Origin of the sequence: Marinobacterium profundum (assembly GCF_001528745.1) — a bacterium.
Taxonomy (GTDB): Bacteria; Pseudomonadota; Gammaproteobacteria; order Pseudomonadales; family Balneatricaceae; genus Marinobacterium_A; species Marinobacterium_A profundum.
This window is the reverse complement of record NZ_BCNS01000112.1, coordinates 1-18,087: the sequence shown is the minus strand read 5'-3', so window position 1 is coordinate 18,087 and position 18,087 is coordinate 1. Positions and strand designations below refer to the sequence as shown.

The window sequence follows — 18,087 nt, the reverse complement described above, 5'->3', positions numbered from 1 at the left end:
CGGAAAATTTCGACTGGAAATAAAATATTCTAGTCTGATAAGACGGGAGTCAATATGAATACCTACCAGCTATATATCGACGGTCGCTGGACCGATGGCGCCGATGGCGTTGTGGAGCCGGTCATAAACCCGGCAACGGAAGAACCCATCGCGCAGTTTTCCCATGCCACCGCGGCAGACATTGACAGGGCCGTTGCGTCGGCGAAGGAAGGCCTCGAGCAGTGGAAGGCGGTGCCCCAGTGGAACAAGGGCACAATCTTGATCCGTGCGGCGGAACTGCTGCGCGAGCGCAAGCAGGAGATAGCTCAGGTGCTGACGCTTGAGCAGGGCAAGCCGCTGGTGGAATCCATTGGTGAAATCGAGCGCGCGGCGGACTTTATTGAGTGGGGTGGCGAAGAAGCGCGTCGTGTTGCCGGCCGCCTGGTCGCGGGGCGTGACAACGCCAACACTGTTGAGATTCGCAAGGTGCCGGTGGGTGTGGTCGCGGCTTTTGCACCCTGGAATTTTCCTGTTGTCCTCACCGCCAAGAAGTTGGCCGGTTTGCTGGGCGCTGGCTGTTCCTGCGTGCTTAAGCCCGCCGAAGAAACGCCCGGATCCGCTATCGAACTGGTCAAGGCGCTGCTCGATGCCGGCGTGCCGCCGAAGGTCCTCAACCTGGTTCTGGGCAACCCGGCCGAAATTTCTAGCCGTCTGATTGCCGACCCTGCGATCAAGAAGATTACCTTTACCGGTTCCTCGCCGGTCGGCAAACTGCTGGCCGCGAAGGCGGGGGAGGTGATGAAGCCCGTTACCATGGAGTTGGGCGGGCACTCCCCGGTCATCATCTTCGACGATGCCGATATTGAGCCGCTGGCAAAACAGCTGGTTGCCAAAAAGTTTTTCAATGCTGGCCAAGTGTGTGTTTCACCGACCCGTTTCTTCGTCCATGAAAGCCTTTACGAGGCCTTCGTGTCGGCTTTCTGCGAGCACGCCAGCCGTCTTACCCTCGGCGAAGGTACGGATAGCAAGACGCAGATGGGCCCGCTTGCAAATGAGAGACGTTTGCAAGCCATGGAGAGTCTGGTCGCTGATGCGGTGGCCAAAGGAGCCAAGGTCGAGACCGGTGGCAAACGGGCCCGAGACATAGGGTTTTTCTTCGAGCCTACCGTACTGACCAATGTCAGTCTGGAAGCCGACCTGATGTCGACCGAGATTTTCGGACCGATCGTTCCGATCCTGCCGTTCAGCGACGAGGACGAAGTGCTGAAAATTGCAAACGGCGTCGACTATGGACTGGCGGCCTACTTCTTTACCAATGATGCCAAGCGCCAGCGACGCGTCAGTGAGACACTGTTCGCCGGTACCATCGGCGTCAACGACGTCCCGGCGCATATCGCTGAAGTTCCCCTGGGTGGCTGGGGCGACAGCGGTTACGGGGTAGAAGGCGGCATTGAGGCGCTGGACGCCTATATGAAGTCACAGTTCGTCAGCCTGCGTTAACGTCAAGACATCAGGTGGGAGCCGCGGCTTCTACCTGTGTTATCGTACCGAACACATTACTTTAGCCCTGGCATATCATGGGCCTGCAGCGCCACTAGCTCGACCTCCGCCCGGCTCACGCCAAGAAATCTTAAGTTCGACATCGCGGGTCCCGGTTAGCCCCAGTACTGCTTAGCGGAATATCAGCGCTTGTTATCAGGGCCTGGTCTGATGTGCAGCATGAGTGTCAAAGGCAACTGCTACGACAAGCCCTCACACTTCTGCTGCAGGAACTCCTTCATCACTCTTACCAGTGGGCTCAACTGCCTGCGATCGGCAACCACCAGGTAGAGTGGGGCGACTTCGCCCTGCCATTCGCGGCATACCTGGACCAGGCGCCCGGCGCGCAGGTCTGCTGTGACGTCGAGCTCGGACTTGTAGGCGATGCCCTTGCCGCTGACCGCCCAGCGCCTGACCATGTCGCCGTCATTGGATGAGCAGTTGCCAGTGACCGTGATCATGGCTTCATCCTGCTTGTGTCTGTTCAGGAAGTGCCACTGATCGTGCACCCTGTCGCCGACCATGAAGCACAGACAGTTGTAGTTCACCAGGTCGTAGGGTGTCGCAGGCTGTCCTGCACGGGCGATGAATTCCGGCGATGCGCAGAGTATGCGTCTATTACTGGGCGCCAGTGGCACCGCGATCTGTGTTGAATCCGGTGGTACGCCATAGCGAATGGCGATGTCGACCTCTTCCTTTATAACGTTCGAGACGTGGTCCGACAGGATCAGGCGTATTTGAAATTCCGGGTGTGTGGTTTGAAAGTCGTCCAGCCAGGGCGCCAGCAGGTTGCGGCCAAAGTCGGAGGATACTGATACGCGCAGGGTGCCGCCGGGTGCTGTGTGTATCGAACGGGTTGCATCCCGGGCTTCCGTCATCAGCTTGAGCGCCTGCTGGCAGTAGCGCAGGTACAGGGTTCCCTCCTGGGTTAGGCGCAAGCTGCGGGTCGAGCGGACGATGAGCAGAGCATCCACATCCTCTTCTACCCGCTTCAGGGCTGCGCTTGCGGCAGAGGGCGTGATGCCCAGGCTTCTGGCGGCTTCCGAAAGGCTTCCGAGCTCCGCAGTACGGGTAAAAATTTCGATATCCTTGAAGGCTTTCATAATCAAATATTTTTTGAAAGTGTTGGCATAAATTAGCTATTTTTCAAATTTACCACATAAAGTAACCTGTCTGAATAGACTGCAGGCTGATGCAACTCCTGCGGCCCCGGAATTTTGCAGCCTGTCCTGCGCATGGCTAAACACCATTACCAGACAAGAGATCGGAAAATGACTATCCAGCACGTTTCAAAAGCGCGTTACACCACCAAGGTGTTCGACTCGAGCTACCAGATACCCCAGGGCAAAATTGACGAAATCAAGGCGCTGTTGCAGATGAGCCCGTCATCGGTGAATTCGCAGCCCTGGCACTTTGTGGTTGCATCCACCCAGGAAGGCAAGGCGCGTATTGCCAGGGCCGCGACCGGAGCCTATGCGTACAACGCACCCAAAATTCTCAACGCCTCGCACGTCATTGCTCTGTGCTCGAAAACCGCTATCGATACGACTTACCTTGAGCAGCTGCTGGATCAGGAAGACGCGAGCGGTCGCTTTGCCAATGCGGATCTGCGTGCTGCCCAGCAAAAGGGCCGTTCAACCTTTGTGAATCTGCACCAGGATGAGCTCAATGATATGCAGCACTGGATGGAAAAGCAGGTTTATCTGGCGCTCGGTACAGTATTGCTCGGCGCCGGCGCGCTCAATATAGACGCCTGTCCGATGGAAGGTTTTGATTCCGAGATACTGGATGAGGAGCTTGGGTTGCGCGAGCAGGGATATAGCAGTGTTGTTTTGGTATCCCTTGGCAAACGATCGCTGGATGACTTTAATGCGCCTTTACCCAAGTCACGTCATGGGGCGGAACAGGTATTCACTGAAATATGATGTTCCATCACTGTCCGGTGGAAATTTAAGTGTTTCATAGTATTTCAGTTTAACCGCTGCGGATAGGCCTTGCCTGTCCGCAATTTTGGCACGTTTATAATTATTGTTCATAAACTTTATTGGGCGATATTTTAATGACGCACTTTAACTGATAAACGTTATGCGGTCTGGGGATTTAGATTTCCGCAATTATAGCCTTATGGCCCGCGGTACGGGCGTCTTGGCGTAGTCTTCCCTTCTATTGCTTTTACCTTCATTTAAGACTGATGGTCTCCTGCCTTCTATGGGGGGGTATTAACTACTCTTCAGGGTGATGACGTTACTGCGTTAATCTTCATAAAGATCCTACAGTGACGAGATTGGATGGATCTTTTTTATTTGTTGTGGATCGTTTATTTTTGTTACTGGATCAGAATTTTTTAGGGTGACTGATGCGTGGTATTTTTGACTAATATGCCGGATCGATTTGAAGTTTATCTGTGTTCTTCTGCTGATTGATCTGCTCTTTTGGTGATTTTGACTCAGAGCCTAATGTTAGGATTATTTAAAATACAACGAGCAATTCAAAGAGTGGGTACTGGTAATGAATAGCCTGAATGAAAAAGATGAATATGACGCGCAGGATCTCGCGCTTGAAAATGCCGACTGGATAGAGGCGCTGGAGTATATCCGGCGGGACCAGGGCGAAGGCCGCAGTCGCGAGATGCTGCGGTTGTTGCAGGATCACCTGCTGAAACAGGGTGTCAGCCTGGCAGAGGCGACCTTGAATACGCCCTATCGCAATAGCATCCATCCGCATCAGCAGCCAGGCTATCCCGGCAATATCGAGCTGGAACAGAAGGTGGAAAACATCATCCGCTGGAACGCCATGGCGATGGTGCTTAATGCTAATGATAACGGCTCGGGCGTCGGCGGGCATATTGCGACCTATCAGTCCGCGGCCACCACTCTGGAGGTGGGTTTCAACCATTGGTTCCGCAAGCGCACTGAGTCCTATGGCGGCGATATCCTGATGGTGCAGGCCCATTCGGCGCCTGGCATTTATGCCCGTGCCTACCTTGAAGGTCGTTTGAGCGAGCAGCAATTGAACAACTTTCGTCGCGAGCTGCAAGATGGCGGCGGTTTGCCATCTTACCCGCACCCGCGGCGCTTGCCGGAGTTCTGGCAGTTGCCGACCGCATCCATGGGCCTGTCGACGCCTTCGGCGATCTATCAGGCGCGATTCATGAAGTACCTGGAAAACCGCGGGCTCAAGCCGAATAACGGCGGCAAGGTCTGGTGCTTTATCGGCGACGGTGAATCGGATGAACCGGAGGTTCTGGGCACCATTAACATGGCAACTCGCGAGAGTCTGGACAATCTGGTGATGGTGGTGAACTGCAACCTGCAACGTCTGGATGGCCCGGTGCGGGGCAATGGCAAGATCATTCAGGAGCTGGAGCGCAGTTACCGTGGGGCCGGTTGGGATGTGATCAAGGTGATCTGGGGTAGCGAGTGGGATGAACTCTTCTCCCGCGATCACGATGGCCTGCTGCAGGCACGCATGGACCGGGCGGTCGATGGCGACTACCAGTTCTATACCGTGTCCGATGGCAAGACGGTGCGTGAGCACTGGATAGACGGTGATGAGCGTCTGGCCGACCTGATGAAGTCGCTGAATGATGACGAGATTCGTGTTATCCGTCGTGGCGGGCATGATCGCAAAAAGGTCTACGCCGCCTTCGAGCGGGCAGCGAAGAATACCGGTCGACCGACGGTTATTTTGATGAAGACCGTCAAGGGCGAGGGCATGGGCGCGTCCGCCGAGGGGCAGAATACGGCGCATCAGAAGAAACAGTTCAGTGCAGAGGAGCGTATAGCGATTGGTCGGCGTTTCGGTATCCCGCTGAATGATGAACAACTTGCGCGGGCCGAGTTGTACAAGCCCGCAGGCGAGAGCCCGGAAGCGCAGTATCTGCATCAGCATCGCCAGCAGCTCGGGGGTTATCTGCCGGCTCGGGAGGTCGCCTGTCAGCGCCTGACGGCGCCGCCATTGAGCCTGTTCAAGGCCGCGACTGATGGAAGCACTCGAGAGCAATCCACCACCATGGCCTTTGTGCGAATGCTGGCGGCGATGCTCAAGGACAAGGAGCTGGGGCAATACATTGTGCCCATAGTGCCGGATGAAGCACGCACCTTTGGCATGGAGTCGTTGTTTAAGCAGTTCGGTATCTATTCCAGTGAAGGGCAAAAATACAAGCCGGTGGATGCCAGTTCGCTGCTGCCCTACAAGGAAGCCAAAGATGGCCAGCTGTTGCAGGAAGGTATTTGTGAGGCCGGGGCAATGGCGTCCTTTCTGGCGGCGGGCACGGCCTATGCCAATTTCGCGGTGCCGATGATTCCGTTTTATATCTTCTACTCGATATTCGGTTTCCAGCGTGTTGGCGACATGATCTGGGGCTGTGCTGATTCCATGGCCAAAGGCTTCCTGGTGGGCGGTACGGCCGGGCGCACGACCCTGAACGGCGAGGGTCTGCAGCATCAGGATGGCCATTCACAGGTGGTGGCGTCCACGGTGCCAAACATGCGCAGTTACGACCCGGCATTTGCCTACGAGCTGGCGGTGATTGTGCGTGATGGTGTCGAGCGCATGTATCAGAACGATGAAAACATCTTCTACTACCTGACGCTCTACAACCAGAACTACCCGATGCCGGCCATGCCGCAGGGCGTGGAGCAAGGGATTATCAAGGGGATGTACTGCTATCAGCGCAGTGATGCGCAGGGACACAAGGTCCACCTGCTGGGCAGTGGCAGCCTGATGCAGGAAGTGCTGCAGGCGGCCGACATTCTGCAGGGCTTTGGGTGCAGCGCCGATATCTGGAGTGTCACCAGCTATAACGAACTGCTGCGTCAGGCCCAGCAGACCGAGCGGCAGAACATGTTGACGCCAGAAGCGGCAACGCAAAATTACATTGAGCAACTGATGGCGGATGAGGGCGGGGTTGTAGTGGCGTGCAGTGACTTCATGAAGTCGCTGCCAACCGGCATTGCCCGCTGGTTCCCGCAGACGTTCATTGCCCTGGGCACGGATGGCTTTGGTCTGAGTGAGTCAAGACCGGTTTTGCGTGATCACTTCGAGGTCGATGCGCGCTATATCGCCTGGTCAGCCCTGACCGGCCTTTACCGTGACGGTGTCTTGAGTGCGGATGCGCTGCGCCAGGCGCGGGTGCAGCTCAGCATTCCTGAGTCCAAAGCCGACCCTGCCTCGTTCTGAGCAGTGGTCTGGCTTCAATTTTCTGTGGCGTGAATGGAGTTACTCTCGCCAGGCTTTGATCTGATCAATGACCGGGCGCAGTTGTGTTGTCTCATCCCCGCCGCGGCCCCTGTCTGCAATGGCAGCGGATTGCTTTATAATGCGCACCTTTGTCACTGTGGCGCCGCGGGCGTCTTGCGGGTGCGGTTGAGCTTATGAGATGTGAAAAATCTGTGCGCATTTTGCTGGTCTGTCTCGGGAATATTTGCCGCTCGCCTACGGCCCATGGCGTGCTGGAGCATCGTCTTGGTGCCGCCGGCCTTGAGTGGGTCAGGGTGGATTCGGCCGGTACTGCGGCCTATCACCAGGGCAATGCACCGGATGCGCGTGCAACGGCGGCTGCGGCGCGCAGGAATGTACCGCTGGCGCATTTACGGGCACGTCAGGTAGTGGCTGCAGATTTTGAGCAGTTTGATCTGATTCTGGCGATGGATGCACAAAACCTCGAAGATCTGCGTGCCCTGGCTCCTGCGGGTTCTTTGGCATCGGTGCGACTCTTTATGGACTTTGCCAAGGGGTTGGGGGCTGAGGTACCTGACCCCTACTACGGCGGTGCGGCGGGTTTTGAGCAGGTGCTGGATATGGTGGAGGCCGCGAGTGATGGCCTGATTGACCAGTTGCGCAGCGGCGCCTGGCGAGGAACGCAATGATGGATAACCTTGTTCATAATCAGGATCTTCGTCAGCACAACAGTTTTGGGTTCGCGGCCAGTGCCGAGAACTTCGTGCGTGTCGAGACACTGGAGCAGCTGCAGGCTGCTGTTGCCCAGGCAGGGGATAACGGCTGGCCTGTGCTAGTGCTGGGTGGCGGCAGTAATCTGGTGCTGCGTGAACGGATACCGGGTCTGGTGATCCAGATGGCCATCGGCGGGCGCCGGGCTGAGCCTGTGGGTGATGATGAAGTGCGGGTAACGCTCGGCGCCGGTGAAATCTGGCATCAGAGTCTGGACTGGATGCTGGATCAGGGTTACTTCGGACTGGAGAACCTGGCGCTGATCCCGGGCACTGTAGGTGCGGCCCCCATGCAGAATATTGGCGCCTATGGTGTGGAGCTGGAGCAGGGATTCGACTCCCTGCGAGCGCTTGATATCCATACCGGTGAGCTGCGCGTTTTTAGTCGAGAAGACTGCTGTTTTGGCTATAGAGACAGTCGCTTCAAGTCTATTGAACCTGGACGCTACATTATTATCGACGTGACCTTTCGACTCTCGCTGCAACCACGGCCGCTGTTGCGCTATCAGGCACTGGTAGACGAGCTGCAGGCTCGGGGCATTGCGGATCCGCAGCCCAGGGATGTATTCAGGGTGGTGTGTGATATTCGCAGGGCCAAGTTGCCGGATCCGGCCGACATTGGTAACGCTGGCAGCTTCTTCAAGAATCCACTGGTATCCAGGGCTCACTATGATGAGCTGGCACAGCAGTTTCCCAGGCTCGTGGCTTATCCGGCAGGCGAGGGTTACAAGCTTGCGGCGGGCTGGCTGATCGAGCAGTGTGGCTGGAAAGGACGGGCACAGGGCGCTGTTGGGGTCTATGAGCGTCAGGCACTGGTGCTGGTTAATTTGGGCGCAGGCACCGCAACTGAGCTGATGCTGCTGGCGGGCGAAATCGTGCAGTCAGTTGTGGAACGTTTTGGTGTAGAGCTGGAAATGGAGCCGCGCCTGTATCCGGCCTGATGGGCCGGTCGCTTTTTGGCGTGAGGAGTGACAGACCGCACAAGGACGATGCAGAGGGGGAAACTCTTGCTCAGTAAAATAAGGCTTGGCAAAAGGTTCAGCAATAAAGACTCAGTAAAAAATGCTCAAAAAAAAGCCGGCGATTTAAGCCGGCTTTTTCGTATTTAGCACTCAGGAGTGCTGGTTTTCCACGTTTTCATCCTGCGCTTTCTGCTGACTGCGGCGTTTCTCCCGCGGGTCATTAGGCGCGCGGCCTGAGCGACGGCGACGACGCGGTGCAGGCTGCTTTTCTTCGGCCTGGGCGACAGCTGTGTCGACAGCAGGTTCGGCTACGGCCTCTTCAGCTGGCGCTTCAGTCGCATCGATCGAGGTTTGAGCTTCCGTGGTCTGAAGGGCGGTTTCAGCGACGGTTTCAGCCGTTGCTTCTGCTTTTGCTTCAGTCACTGCGTCAGCGGTCTGGGCTGCAGGTGCGGCTTCGACGACGTCGCTAGTAGTAGCTTCAGCGGCTTCGGCCGGTGCAGGCTCGGCAGCTTTTTCAGCTTCGGTGGTGTCCGGGCTGGCTGTCACTTCTGCCACTTCTGCGCTTTGGGCTGCTGCATCTGCAGGGGCTTCTGCTGTGCTGTCGGACTGCGCAAGCGTTGCCGCAGTTTCCAGCTCGGCTTCAGCTGGCTGTGCAGGTTCGTCAGTCGCAGTTACTTCAGCAGACTCCTTGGGTGCAGCAGGCTCGGCAGTCACTTCGGCGCTAACCGTTTCTGCCTCGATAGCTTCTGTCGGGGCTTCAGTCACTGTGTCAGTGCTTGCCTTTTTGGCTTCTGCTTCTTCCTGTGCCGGCTCTTCAGCTTGAGCTGCTGTTACAACATCAGCGTCAGCTTCAGCAGCTGCTTCTGCGGTTTCTGCAGGAGCAGTCGCTTCAGTGGTTACGGCTTCAGCTTCAGTCTCTGGCGTCGCTGCCTGGGGTGCTTTCGCATCATCCTGCGTGTCGCCGGAGGCGGCGGTGGCATTCTGAACGGCTGCAGTCTGATTGGCCTTATCGTTTTCAGCCATGTGCACTTCGGCCGACGCTAGAGTAGCCGGAGCATCCTGTGCGGCAGAAGCCTTGTCAGCAGTGGACTCTGTAGCGTCCTGCTGAGCGGTATCGGCAGCTACCGAAGTTGCGGCAACTGCTGCAGTGGTGTCAGCGTCCGGTGCAGTACGCTCGGCAACGCGATCAGAACCGCGACGACGACGACCACGGCGACGACCGCGGGTTTCGCTGTCTTCGGCGTTGTTGTCACGCGCTTCGCGTTTCTCGGCAGCAGGTTTTGCCTTAGGCGTCTCATCAGTGTCATTCGGGCTGATTACATCGGCCTGCTTGGCGCTGGTGTCCGGCTGCTCCTTTTGCTCGCTCTGCTGTTCGATCTGCGACTCTTCGCTTGTTTCAGCGTTGCGGGCAGAGCGATCGCTGCGGGACTCATCACTGTCATTCTTGCGGCTGCGACGGCGACGACGCGGCTTGCTCGAACCCGTCTGTTCTTCAGAAGAAGAGCTGGGTGCCGGTGTGGTGTCGGCCTGTTGCGGCGTGATGGTGATGATTTCGTCGGAGTCCTGCTGCGAACGGCGACGACGGTCATTGTCACGGCTGTCGCGACGGCGCTTGGGCTTGCTGCTGTTGCTGTTGCTACGCTCCTGAGCTGGACGGTTGCGCTCTTCGCGGTTCTGGCTAGGGGCTCGACCCTGACGAATTTCGGGCAGCGGCGTCGGTTCCGGTTCAGGCTTGGGCGTGTCGCCAAACAGGCTCTTGATAAAGCCGGCCAGCTTGGTACCCAGGGATACAGGGGCAGCAGATGCGACAGGTGCAGCCGGTGTCGGTTTAGCGGCTAGAGGGGCGCGCGGGGCACGCTGGGTGCGCGCAGGTGCAGCGGCCGCCGCTGGCTTGGGTGCAGGAGCCGGTTCAGGCGCTGCAGCCGGGGCTGGCGAGGCGGGCGCAATGCCCTGTACCGCGGCTTCCTCGCGCTTCACTACTTTATCAGCAGTGGCGGTGAACTCTTCCTGTTTAGGAGGCGGCTGCAGGTTGTAGCTGGCGTCGTTGGTGGTGGCCACTGTGTGGTCATCGCGCAGGCGCACGACTTCATAATGCGGCGTTTCCATGTTCGGATTCGGCACTATGACGATGCGTACGCGGTGGCGCAGTTCAATTTCGTGAACTTCGTGACGCTTTTCGTTCAGCAGGTAGGTCGCAGCCGTGACCGGCAGAATGGCGCGAATCTGGGACGTGCGATCCTTGGACGACTCTTCCTCGATCAGGCGCAGAATCGACAGCGCCAGGGATTCGGTATCACGAATGGAGCCCTGGCCGTTGCAGCGCGGGCACACGGTGCCGCGGGATTCAGCCAGTGACGGGCGCAGCCGCTGACGCGACATTTCCAGCAGGCCAAAGCGGGAGATACGACCCATCTGGACGCGGGCGCGGTCCAGCTTGAGGGCATCGGCCAGGCGATCTTCTACTGCACGCTGGTTCTTGATTGGTGTCATGTCGATGAAGTCGATGACCACCAGGCCGCCGATATCACGCAGACGCAGCTGGCGGGCGATCTCTTCCGCCGCTTCCAGGTTGGTGTTGAGTGCCGTTTCTTCGATATCGCCGCCACGGGTCGCCCGGGCCGAGTTGATATCGATGGATACCAGGGCTTCGGTCGGGTCTATTACGATGGAGCCGCCGGAGGGCAGGGTGACTTCGCGCTCAAAGGCCGTTTCGATCTGAGACTCGATCTGGTAACGGTTGAACAGCGGTGTCTGTTCTTTATAGAGCTTGATCTTGCTTTCGAAGCTCGGCATCACGTGGCGGATGAACTGGCGGGCTTCATCGAACACCTTGTCGCTGTCGATCAGCACTTCGCCGATATCGTTGCGCAGGTAGTCGCGAATCGCACGGATAACGACGTTGCTTTCCTGAAACACTAGGAAGGGCGCGTTGCGTTTGGTGCCGGCTTCGGTGATGGCTTCCCACAGGGTCGCCAGGTAGTTCAGGTCCCACTGCAGCTCTTCAGAGGTGCGGCCAACACCTGCGGTGCGAATGATGATACCCATCTTTTCGGGCACATCAACGCCGGACAGGGCTTCCTTGAGCAGGCTGCGCTCTTCCCCTTCGATACGACGGGAAATGCCGCCGGCACGGGGGTTATTGGGCATCAGAACCAGGTAGCGCCCGGCCAGGCTGATGAAGGTGGTGAGGGCTGCGCCCTTGTTACCACGTTCTTCTTTTTCAACCTGAACAATGACTTCGGTGCCTTCCTTCAACACATCCTTGATGTTCGGACGGCCGCCTTTTTCGGGCTGCTTGCTGAAGTAGTCGCGGGAAATTTCTTTCATGGGCAGGAAGCCATGACGATCAGCGCCGTAGTCGACGAAGGCCGCTTCAAGGCTAGGCTCTACACGGGTGATTTTACCCTTGTAGATATTGGCCTTTTTCTGCTCACGGTTGGATGACTCGATATCCAGATCATAGAGCCGCTGCCCGTCAACGAGGGCGACCCGCAACTCTTCTGGCTGAGTTGCGTTAATTAGCATTCTTTTCATGTAGTTAGCATTCTTTAATAGGGGAACGCACGTCTGGCCACTGGTCGAGCTGCTTGACCGTATCTTGATGGTACGGTCCGGTCTTATGACGCGGTCAGTGTGACGCGGCCGGGGGCTGAAAGTGCCGCCTGGCAATGTGTAGACTCGTATCGTCGGTGGAGGAAACGCCAGCCAATTATAGTTCTAAGTTCTTTGCTTGTTACTGCCGTTTCGGGCAGGTTCTGGGCTGATGTACATCTTCACCTGCAACCGGACCGCTCAGGACCGATGGCTGGAGTGCATTCCTGGAAACTGTTGTCGAATAGGTCTTTTTGCCGGTGCCCGGGCTTCTGCGCCCACCGCATCGCCAGAAATATCGTGGGGAGGGTCAGGCGGTTCGATAAATTTACATTCTCTAAGAGCCAACCGCACACGGCAGCGGTAGAATATATCAGCTATCCCTACAGGCATCAATCAGAGCGCTCTATCCTATTAATATGTCAAAAAATATTGCGGCCGCGCCGGTCAGTGTCCAGTTTGTTGAAGTGACGGAAGATCAGGACGGTCAGCGGATCGACAACTTTCTGCGCACGGCGCTCAAGGGCGTCCCCAAAAGTCTGATCTATCGCATCGTTCGCAAGGGCGAGTTGCGCGTCAACAAAAAGCGGGTAAAGCCCGATTATCGGGTGAAACCAGGCGATCTGGTCAGGATTCCGCCGATCCGCGTATCCGCGCCGCGTGAAGATGTGCCCGTCAAGCAGGGTCTCGCTGACGTGCTCGAAGCCGCGGTGCTTTATGAAGACAAGGATCTGATCATTATCAACAAGCCTTCAGGGCTGGCGGTACACGGCGGCAGCGGTGTAAGCCTGGGCCTGATCGAGGCACTGCGCCAGATCCGCCCCGATCAGCGTTTCCTTGAACTGGTGCATCGGCTGGATCGGGATACATCGGGCTGCATTATGGTGGCCAAGAAGCGTTCAATGCTGAAGTTTCTGCATGAGGGCTTGCGTCAGAAGGGCCGGATCACCAAAATCTACCAGGCGCTGGTGGTAGGCCGCTGGTCGACACGCACCCACCAGGTTGATGCGCCGCTGAACAAGAACGAACTCAAGTCCGGCGAACGTATCGTCAGGGTGCAGCCCGAGGGCAAGCCGTCGATCACGCTGTTCCGGGTATTGCGTCGTTTCGGCATGACGGCGACGCTGGTTGAGGCGCAGCCAGTCACCGGGCGCACGCACCAGATCAGGGTGCACGCACAGTTCGCCGGTCATCCGATTATCGGCGACGAAAAATATGGTGTAGATGAGCTTAATCGTGAGATGAAAACACATGGTATACGCCGGCTCTTCCTGCATGCGGCGCAGCTGCGTTTGACGCTGCCCAATGGCGAACGCCTGCGAGTAGAGGCTCCGCTGGAGGCGTCGCTGCTCGCAGGTCTGGCCAAGCTGGGGGAAACCGAGTCTGATGGTGTGGAAGTCCAGGAAGGATCAAATGAGTAACGAAGATTTGAAACAGCAGGTGTTTCGGGCGGCAGATCAGTTGCTGCTCAGTGGTCGGTCGCCAACGGCGGCGCTGATTGAGCGGCAGCTTGAAGTCGAGGCTGCAGAGATCGAGCCCTGTCTGGTGTTGTGGTGGCAGATGCTCTCTGAACGCGTGGGTCTGGATGCTGCGGTAACGCCTATTCCGGAAGTGCCCGATAGTCTGGCGACGGCGTTTTCCCGTGTATGGCAGCAGGCGGTGCAGGAAGCGTCTTCGGCTGTCACGTTGGTGAAACGTCATGCTGAATATGGTGCTGAGGCAGAGCGCCGTGTCTCTGAGGATGCGCTTAAGCAGTCCCACGATCACTATCAGGAGCTGGAAGCGCGTTATCGCGAGCAGACGCTGAAGCTTGAAAAGGCTGTCAGTGCCAGCAAGGCGGCGGAGGCGGAATCGGCTCACCTGAGGAACAGTCTGACCGCCGAGGCGGCGCGTTTTGCCAAGGAAGAAGCCCAGCGCATGCAGCTGGAGCAGGAGCTTGAGCACCTGCACAAAACCTATGAAGATGCCAAGCGCAGCTTCGATCTTCGCATCAAGGACGAGCAGCGCCATAATCTGGAAGCGCTGGCCAAGAGCGAGGCGGACGTAAAGCACTACCGTTCCGTGCAGGAAAAACTGCGTGACGAATTCGGCAAGAAGGAATCTGTTCTGGGGCGGGATATCAGTGACCTGCAGGCGCAGCTGGCCAAGAGGGACAGTCGGATTGAGACGCTGCAGACCAGCATTCGCAGCCTGGAAGATGAGCTCAAGTTGACGCAGCAGGAAATCACCCTGCAGCAGCGTGAGCTGTCCAAGCTCAATGCCAGCCTGTTGTCTGAAGTCAATCGCAGCAAGCGACTGGATGGCAAGGTCAAGGAGCTTGAGGGCGACATCAAGCAGCAGATACAGCGTAATGCTTCTGCCTCCAGCGAAGCTGCGCGGCGGGAAAATGCGTTGCGGGCTCAGGTGCAGGCGCGAGAGGAAGAGCTGCTGCGAGCCAATGCCAAGGTGGTAGCGCAGGAAAAACGCCTGATAACTCAGGATGAAGAACTGAAGCGGATGACAACCCGCATTTAAAGGCGGGATTCGGAGGTTGGGGCCCTGTCCATCTTATTCTATACTGTTATAAGTCTCTGCCTTTTTTGAATGAGTAGCGATATGTTAACAGCCCGGATGCGAGGTCAGGCCGACCAATGAAACTTCAGCAATTGCGTTATATCTGTGAGGTTGCCAAGCATGACCTCAATGTGTCGGCGACCGCGCAGAGTCTTTATACGTCGCAGCCAGGTATCAGCAAGCAGATTCGTCTGCTGGAGGATGAGCTCGGCGTTGAGGTCTTTGCCCGCAGTGGCAAGCACCTGACCCGGGTCACCACTGCTGGTGAGGCCATTTTGGCGGTGGCCGGCGAAATTTTGCAGAAAGTAGAAAGCATCAAGCAGGTGGCGCAGGAATTTAGTGATGAGCGCAAGGGCAGCCTTGCCGTTGCCACCACCCACACTCAGGCGCGCTATGCCTTGCCTTGGTCGATCACACAGTTTATCAAGAGCTATCCCGATGTATCCCTGCATATGCATCAGGGCACGCCGATGCAAATTTCGGAGATGGCCGCCGATGGAACTGTGGACTTCGCGATTGCCACCGAAGCCATGTCCCACTTTAGTGACCTGATAATGATGCCCTGCTATCGCTGGAATCGCTCGGTGGTGGTGCCCAGGGATCATCCGTTGTGCCAAGTCTCGAAGTTGACGATCAAGGAGCTGGCGGCCTATCCACTGGTGACCTATGTATTCGGCTTTACCGGGCGTTCCAAACTCGATGATGCCTTTGTGCGTGAAGGTCTGACCCCCAAAGTGATTTTCACTGCGGTCGACTCCGATGTGATCAAGACCTATGTGCGGCTAAAGCTCGGTGTTGGCATTATTGCCACCATGGCGTATGAGCCTGATATCGACAGCGATCTGGTGGCGCTGGATGCCAGTCATTTGTTTGAGGCCTCGACGACGCGTATCGGTTTTCGCAAGGGCACCTTCCTGCGTGGCTACATGTACTACTTCATCCAGAAGTTCGCGCCTCACCTTACCGAGGATGTGGTGCGCCAGGTACAGGCCTGCTCCAGTCGGGCTGAAATTGACGCCCTCTTTGCAGGTCAGGTTCTGCCTGAGATGTAAGGCGGAACAGCGATGAAGCAGTAGGATGGGTGACACCGCCAAGGCTGCTTGCGTAACCGGCTCGCACCGGGGTCTATGGCGGTGAAACCCATCATGGACATGTCGGGTACCCTTGGCGCGGAAACCTTGATGGGTTACGCGGCGCGCACACCTGGCAAATAGCCTTTTTGATTCAGAAAGTGACGTCACTTCACCCATCCTACTTCCTGGGCCGTGATGAAAATCGCCTGGGTGAAACCGCTATCCGCGGGTCCTGCCTAATATCAACCTGGCCTGAGGTGGTCTAACCCATCTTGCGTGCCTGTGGGGCAGAGGGTAGATTGACCGGCAAGCATTTTGCCCGTTAATCACGCAAGGAGACTGATGTGGAACTGGCCTGTCTTGATCTGGAAGGTGTACTGGTCCCGGAAATCTGGATCGCATTCGCAGAAGAAACGGGCATTGATGCCCTTAAAGCCACTACCCGGGATATCCCTGATTACGATGTGCTGATGCGCCAGCGTCTGCGCATTCTCGATGAGCACGGCCTGACACTGCCGCAAATCCAGCAGACTATCAGCCGGCTTAAGCCTTTGGAGGGTGCCGGTGAGTTTATCGACTGGCTGCGCGAGCGTTTTCAGGTGGTGATACTGTCCGATACCTTTTACGAGTTCGCAGCACCTCTGATGCAGCAGCTGGGTTATCCGACACTGCTGTGTCACAAACTCGAGAGCGATGAGGCGGGGCGCATTACCGGTTACAAGTTGCGCCAGCGTGACCCCAAGCGTCAGTCCGTGCGGGCGTTCCAGTTGCTCAACTACCGTGTGATTGCCGCCGGCGATTCCTACAACGACACCACCATGCTGGCCCAGGCTGAGGCCGGTATTCTGTTTCATGCGCCTGCCAATGTGATCGCCGAATTTCCGCAGTTTCCGGCGGTGCAGACCTTTGCTGATCTCAAGCGGGAGTTTATCCGCGCCAGTGAACGGGATCTGAGTGAATAGCGTGCCCTGTTATGGTTTCAATCAACAGGTGGCTTCAAGTGTCTTCAGCAGGTTATTGACCTTGTTGTAGGTCTCTTCGTATTCCTGCTCGGTGATCGAGTCGGCAACGATGCCGCCGCCGGCCCAGCAGAAGATACGGTCTTGTTCACACAAGAGGGTGCGGATGGTGATGCTGGTGTCCATGCGTCCGCACAGGCTGATATAGCCAATGGAGCCGCAGTATATATTGCGTCGTTGCGGTTCCAGTTCGTCGATAATTTCCATGGCGCGAATCTTGGGCGCACCGGTGATCGAGCCGCCGGGAAAGCAGTGTTCCAGCAGATCCAGCGGCTGCTGTTCCTGCGCCAGGGTGCCAGTCACGGTAGTGACCAGGTGGTGCACGTTGGCATAGCTTTCGACGGCAAAGAGTCGCGGTACCTTCACCGATCCCAAGGCGCAGACCTTGCTCAGGTCATTGCGCATCAGATCCACAATCATTAGATTCTCGGCTCTATCCTTTTGCGACTCGCGTAGCGCCTGTTTCAGCTGTGCGTCCGTTTCTTTGTTGTCGCCCCGAGGTCTTGTGCCCTTGATGGGCTTGGTGGTCACCTGGCGCTGGTCGGTACTCAGGAACTGTTCGGGTGACAGCGACAGCACGGCACCATCATCACTTTCCAGATAGGCCGAATAGGGTGTGGGGGCGGCCTGGCGCAGCATCTGATAGGCCCGCCAGGGGTCGCCCTCAAAGGTCGAGCTAAAGCGCTGGGTAAAGTTGACCTGGTAGCAGTCGCCATCCTTTATATAGTCATCAATACGCGCCAGCGCCTGATTGTATTGCTCTGGGGGCAGGTCATTGTTAAAACCCGCGCGCAGTTTGAACTCAGGTGTCGTTGTGGCTTTGGCTGGGCGCTGCAGACGCTGCAGACGCTGCAGTACAGCCTGCAGTTGTTGTGCCTCGCAGCTTGGGTGAGCGATCAGTTCGGCCCGGGCCTGATGGTGATCCACGATAATGGCCCAGCTGTAAAAGCCCATGCGCATTTCCGGAAAGGCAATATCATCGCCCGCCAGCGCCGGCAGCTGCTCCAGTGCGCGTCCCAGGTCATAGCCCAGGTGGCCAATCAGCCCGCCGCAGAACGGCAGGTCATCCTGGGGTTCGGGGGCAGGGTGTTTGGCCAGCAATTGTCTCAAGGCATCAAAAGGTGAACCTGGAAGGGTTTCGCTGGTGCCGTTGCGGGTTAGCTGCAAATTACCGCGATTGAAACGTACCAGGAAATCCGGCGCCGCCGTGATGATGTCGAAGCGACCGTAAGGGCTGAGCGGACGGCCGCTGTCCAGCCACACCGGGCTGCCAAGGTCGCGTATGGCCTCGAACAGGGGGCTGCTGTCTTCGCGGTAGTCTAAAGCTGTACGACTGATCACGTGCCTGGTTTCTGCCTGCCGGTAAGAAAGCCGCAATTCTACCCGCGGCGCAGGGGCAATGCACTAGGAGGCTGTCCGA

Annotated in this window: 12 protein-coding genes; 9 read left to right on the top strand and 3 right to left on the bottom strand. The window is 57.2% G+C overall.

Going from position 1 to position 18,087, the window contains the following annotated elements; genetic code table 11:
* Window positions 1–54 precede the first annotated feature (54 nt).
* On the top strand, window positions 55–1,479 hold the full coding sequence (locus MPRO_RS11910; RefSeq protein ID WP_067292425.1) for an NAD-dependent succinate-semialdehyde dehydrogenase: 1,425 nt from the start codon (window positions 55–57) through the stop codon (window positions 1,477–1,479).
* 239 nt (window positions 1,480–1,718) lie between these two features.
* Here the strand turns inward: MPRO_RS11910 and MPRO_RS11905 are convergent, their stop codons facing one another.
* A complete protein-coding gene (locus tag MPRO_RS11905) occupies window positions 1,719–2,621 on the bottom strand; it encodes a LysR family transcriptional regulator (RefSeq protein WP_173645511.1) in 903 nt (300 codons plus the stop codon).
* Window positions 2,622–2,789: 168 nt separating this feature from the next.
* Between MPRO_RS11905 and nfsB the strand changes: the two genes are divergently transcribed.
* The 4 genes from nfsB (at window position 2,790) to murB (ending at window position 8,410) form a co-directional block, all read left to right on the top strand.
* Entirely contained in the window at window positions 2,790–3,443 is a 654-nt protein-coding gene (nfsB, locus tag MPRO_RS11900) for an oxygen-insensitive NAD(P)H nitroreductase (RefSeq protein ID WP_067292419.1), read from the top strand.
* Window positions 3,444–4,026: 583 nt separating this feature from the next.
* Window positions 4,027–6,699 carry a pyruvate dehydrogenase (acetyl-transferring), homodimeric type gene (gene aceE / locus MPRO_RS11895; RefSeq protein WP_067292416.1) on the top strand — a complete coding sequence of 891 codons (2,673 nt, stop codon included), beginning with the start codon at window positions 4,027–4,029 and terminating at the stop codon, window positions 6,697–6,699.
* Between the two features lie 194 nt (window positions 6,700–6,893).
* Window positions 6,894–7,388: a low molecular weight protein-tyrosine-phosphatase gene (locus MPRO_RS11890; RefSeq protein ID WP_067292412.1), complete on the top strand. Its 495-nt coding sequence runs from the start codon at window positions 6,894–6,896 to the stop codon at window positions 7,386–7,388.
* On the top strand, window positions 7,388–8,410 hold the full coding sequence (gene murB, locus MPRO_RS11885) for a UDP-N-acetylmuramate dehydrogenase (RefSeq protein ID WP_082708700.1): 1,023 nt from the start codon (window positions 7,388–7,390) through the stop codon (window positions 8,408–8,410). The genes MPRO_RS11890 and murB overlap by 1 nt, the downstream gene beginning before the upstream one ends.
* A 171-nt stretch (window positions 8,411–8,581) precedes the next feature.
* Here murB and rne read toward each other — a convergent pair whose 3' ends face one another.
* Window positions 8,582–11,965 (bottom strand): ribonuclease E, encoded by a 3,384-nt coding sequence (gene rne, locus MPRO_RS11880; RefSeq protein WP_173645510.1) that lies wholly within the window; start codon window positions 11,963–11,965, stop codon window positions 8,582–8,584.
* A gap of 476 nt (window positions 11,966–12,441) precedes the next feature.
* On the opposite strand from rne, the gene rluC reads away from it, so the two are divergent.
* The 4 genes from rluC (at window position 12,442) to thrH (ending at window position 16,610) form a co-directional block, all read left to right on the top strand.
* The gene (gene rluC / locus MPRO_RS11875; RefSeq protein WP_067292403.1) at window positions 12,442–13,443 is read left to right on the top strand and encodes a 23S rRNA pseudouridine(955/2504/2580) synthase RluC; all 1,002 of its coding nucleotides are present in this window, start codon (window positions 12,442–12,444) and stop codon (window positions 13,441–13,443) included.
* The gene (locus tag MPRO_RS11870; RefSeq protein ID WP_067292400.1) at window positions 13,436–14,536 is read left to right on the top strand and encodes a DNA-binding protein; all 1,101 of its coding nucleotides are present in this window, start codon (window positions 13,436–13,438) and stop codon (window positions 14,534–14,536) included. The genes rluC and MPRO_RS11870 overlap by 8 nt, the downstream gene beginning before the upstream one ends.
* A gap of 116 nt (window positions 14,537–14,652) precedes the next feature.
* Window positions 14,653–15,627 (top strand): HTH-type transcriptional regulator CysB, encoded by a 975-nt coding sequence (gene cysB / locus MPRO_RS11865; RefSeq protein ID WP_067292397.1) that lies wholly within the window; start codon window positions 14,653–14,655, stop codon window positions 15,625–15,627.
* Window positions 15,628–15,992: 365 nt separating this feature from the next.
* Window positions 15,993–16,610, top strand: a complete 618-nt coding sequence (gene thrH, locus MPRO_RS11860) for a bifunctional phosphoserine phosphatase/homoserine phosphotransferase ThrH (RefSeq protein WP_067292394.1) — start codon at window positions 15,993–15,995, stop codon at window positions 16,608–16,610.
* 21 nt (window positions 16,611–16,631) lie between these two features.
* Here the strand turns inward: thrH and pabB are convergent, their stop codons facing one another.
* Entirely contained in the window at window positions 16,632–18,008 is a 1,377-nt protein-coding gene (gene pabB / locus MPRO_RS11855; RefSeq protein WP_067292390.1) for an aminodeoxychorismate synthase component I, read from the bottom strand.
* Window positions 18,009–18,087: the final 79 nt, after the last annotated feature.

What these genes read in the sequence shown, in the direction of transcription:
- rne (WP_173645510.1), bottom strand. Translation starts at nt 11,965, where the DNA reads ATGAAAAGAATGCTAATTAACGCAACTCAGCCAGAAGAGTTGCGGGTC.
- cysB (WP_067292397.1), top strand. Translation starts at nt 14,653, where the DNA reads ATGAAACTTCAGCAATTGCGTTATATCTGTGAGGTTGCCAAGCATGAC.
- aceE (WP_067292416.1), top strand. Translation starts at nt 4,027, where the DNA reads ATGAATAGCCTGAATGAAAAAGATGAATATGACGCGCAGGATCTCGCG.
- MPRO_RS11910 (WP_067292425.1), top strand. Translation starts at nt 55, where the DNA reads ATGAATACCTACCAGCTATATATCGACGGTCGCTGGACCGATGGCGCC.
- murB (WP_082708700.1), top strand. Translation starts at nt 7,388, where the DNA reads ATGGATAACCTTGTTCATAATCAGGATCTTCGTCAGCACAACAGTTTT.
- rluC (WP_067292403.1), top strand. Translation starts at nt 12,442, where the DNA reads ATGTCAAAAAATATTGCGGCCGCGCCGGTCAGTGTCCAGTTTGTTGAA.
- MPRO_RS11905 (WP_173645511.1), bottom strand. Translation starts at nt 2,621, where the DNA reads ATGAAAGCCTTCAAGGATATCGAAATTTTTACCCGTACTGCGGAGCTC.
- MPRO_RS11890 (WP_067292412.1), top strand. Translation starts at nt 6,894, where the DNA reads ATGAGATGTGAAAAATCTGTGCGCATTTTGCTGGTCTGTCTCGGGAAT.
- nfsB (WP_067292419.1), top strand. Translation starts at nt 2,790, where the DNA reads ATGACTATCCAGCACGTTTCAAAAGCGCGTTACACCACCAAGGTGTTC.
- MPRO_RS11870 (WP_067292400.1), top strand. Translation starts at nt 13,436, where the DNA reads ATGAGTAACGAAGATTTGAAACAGCAGGTGTTTCGGGCGGCAGATCAG.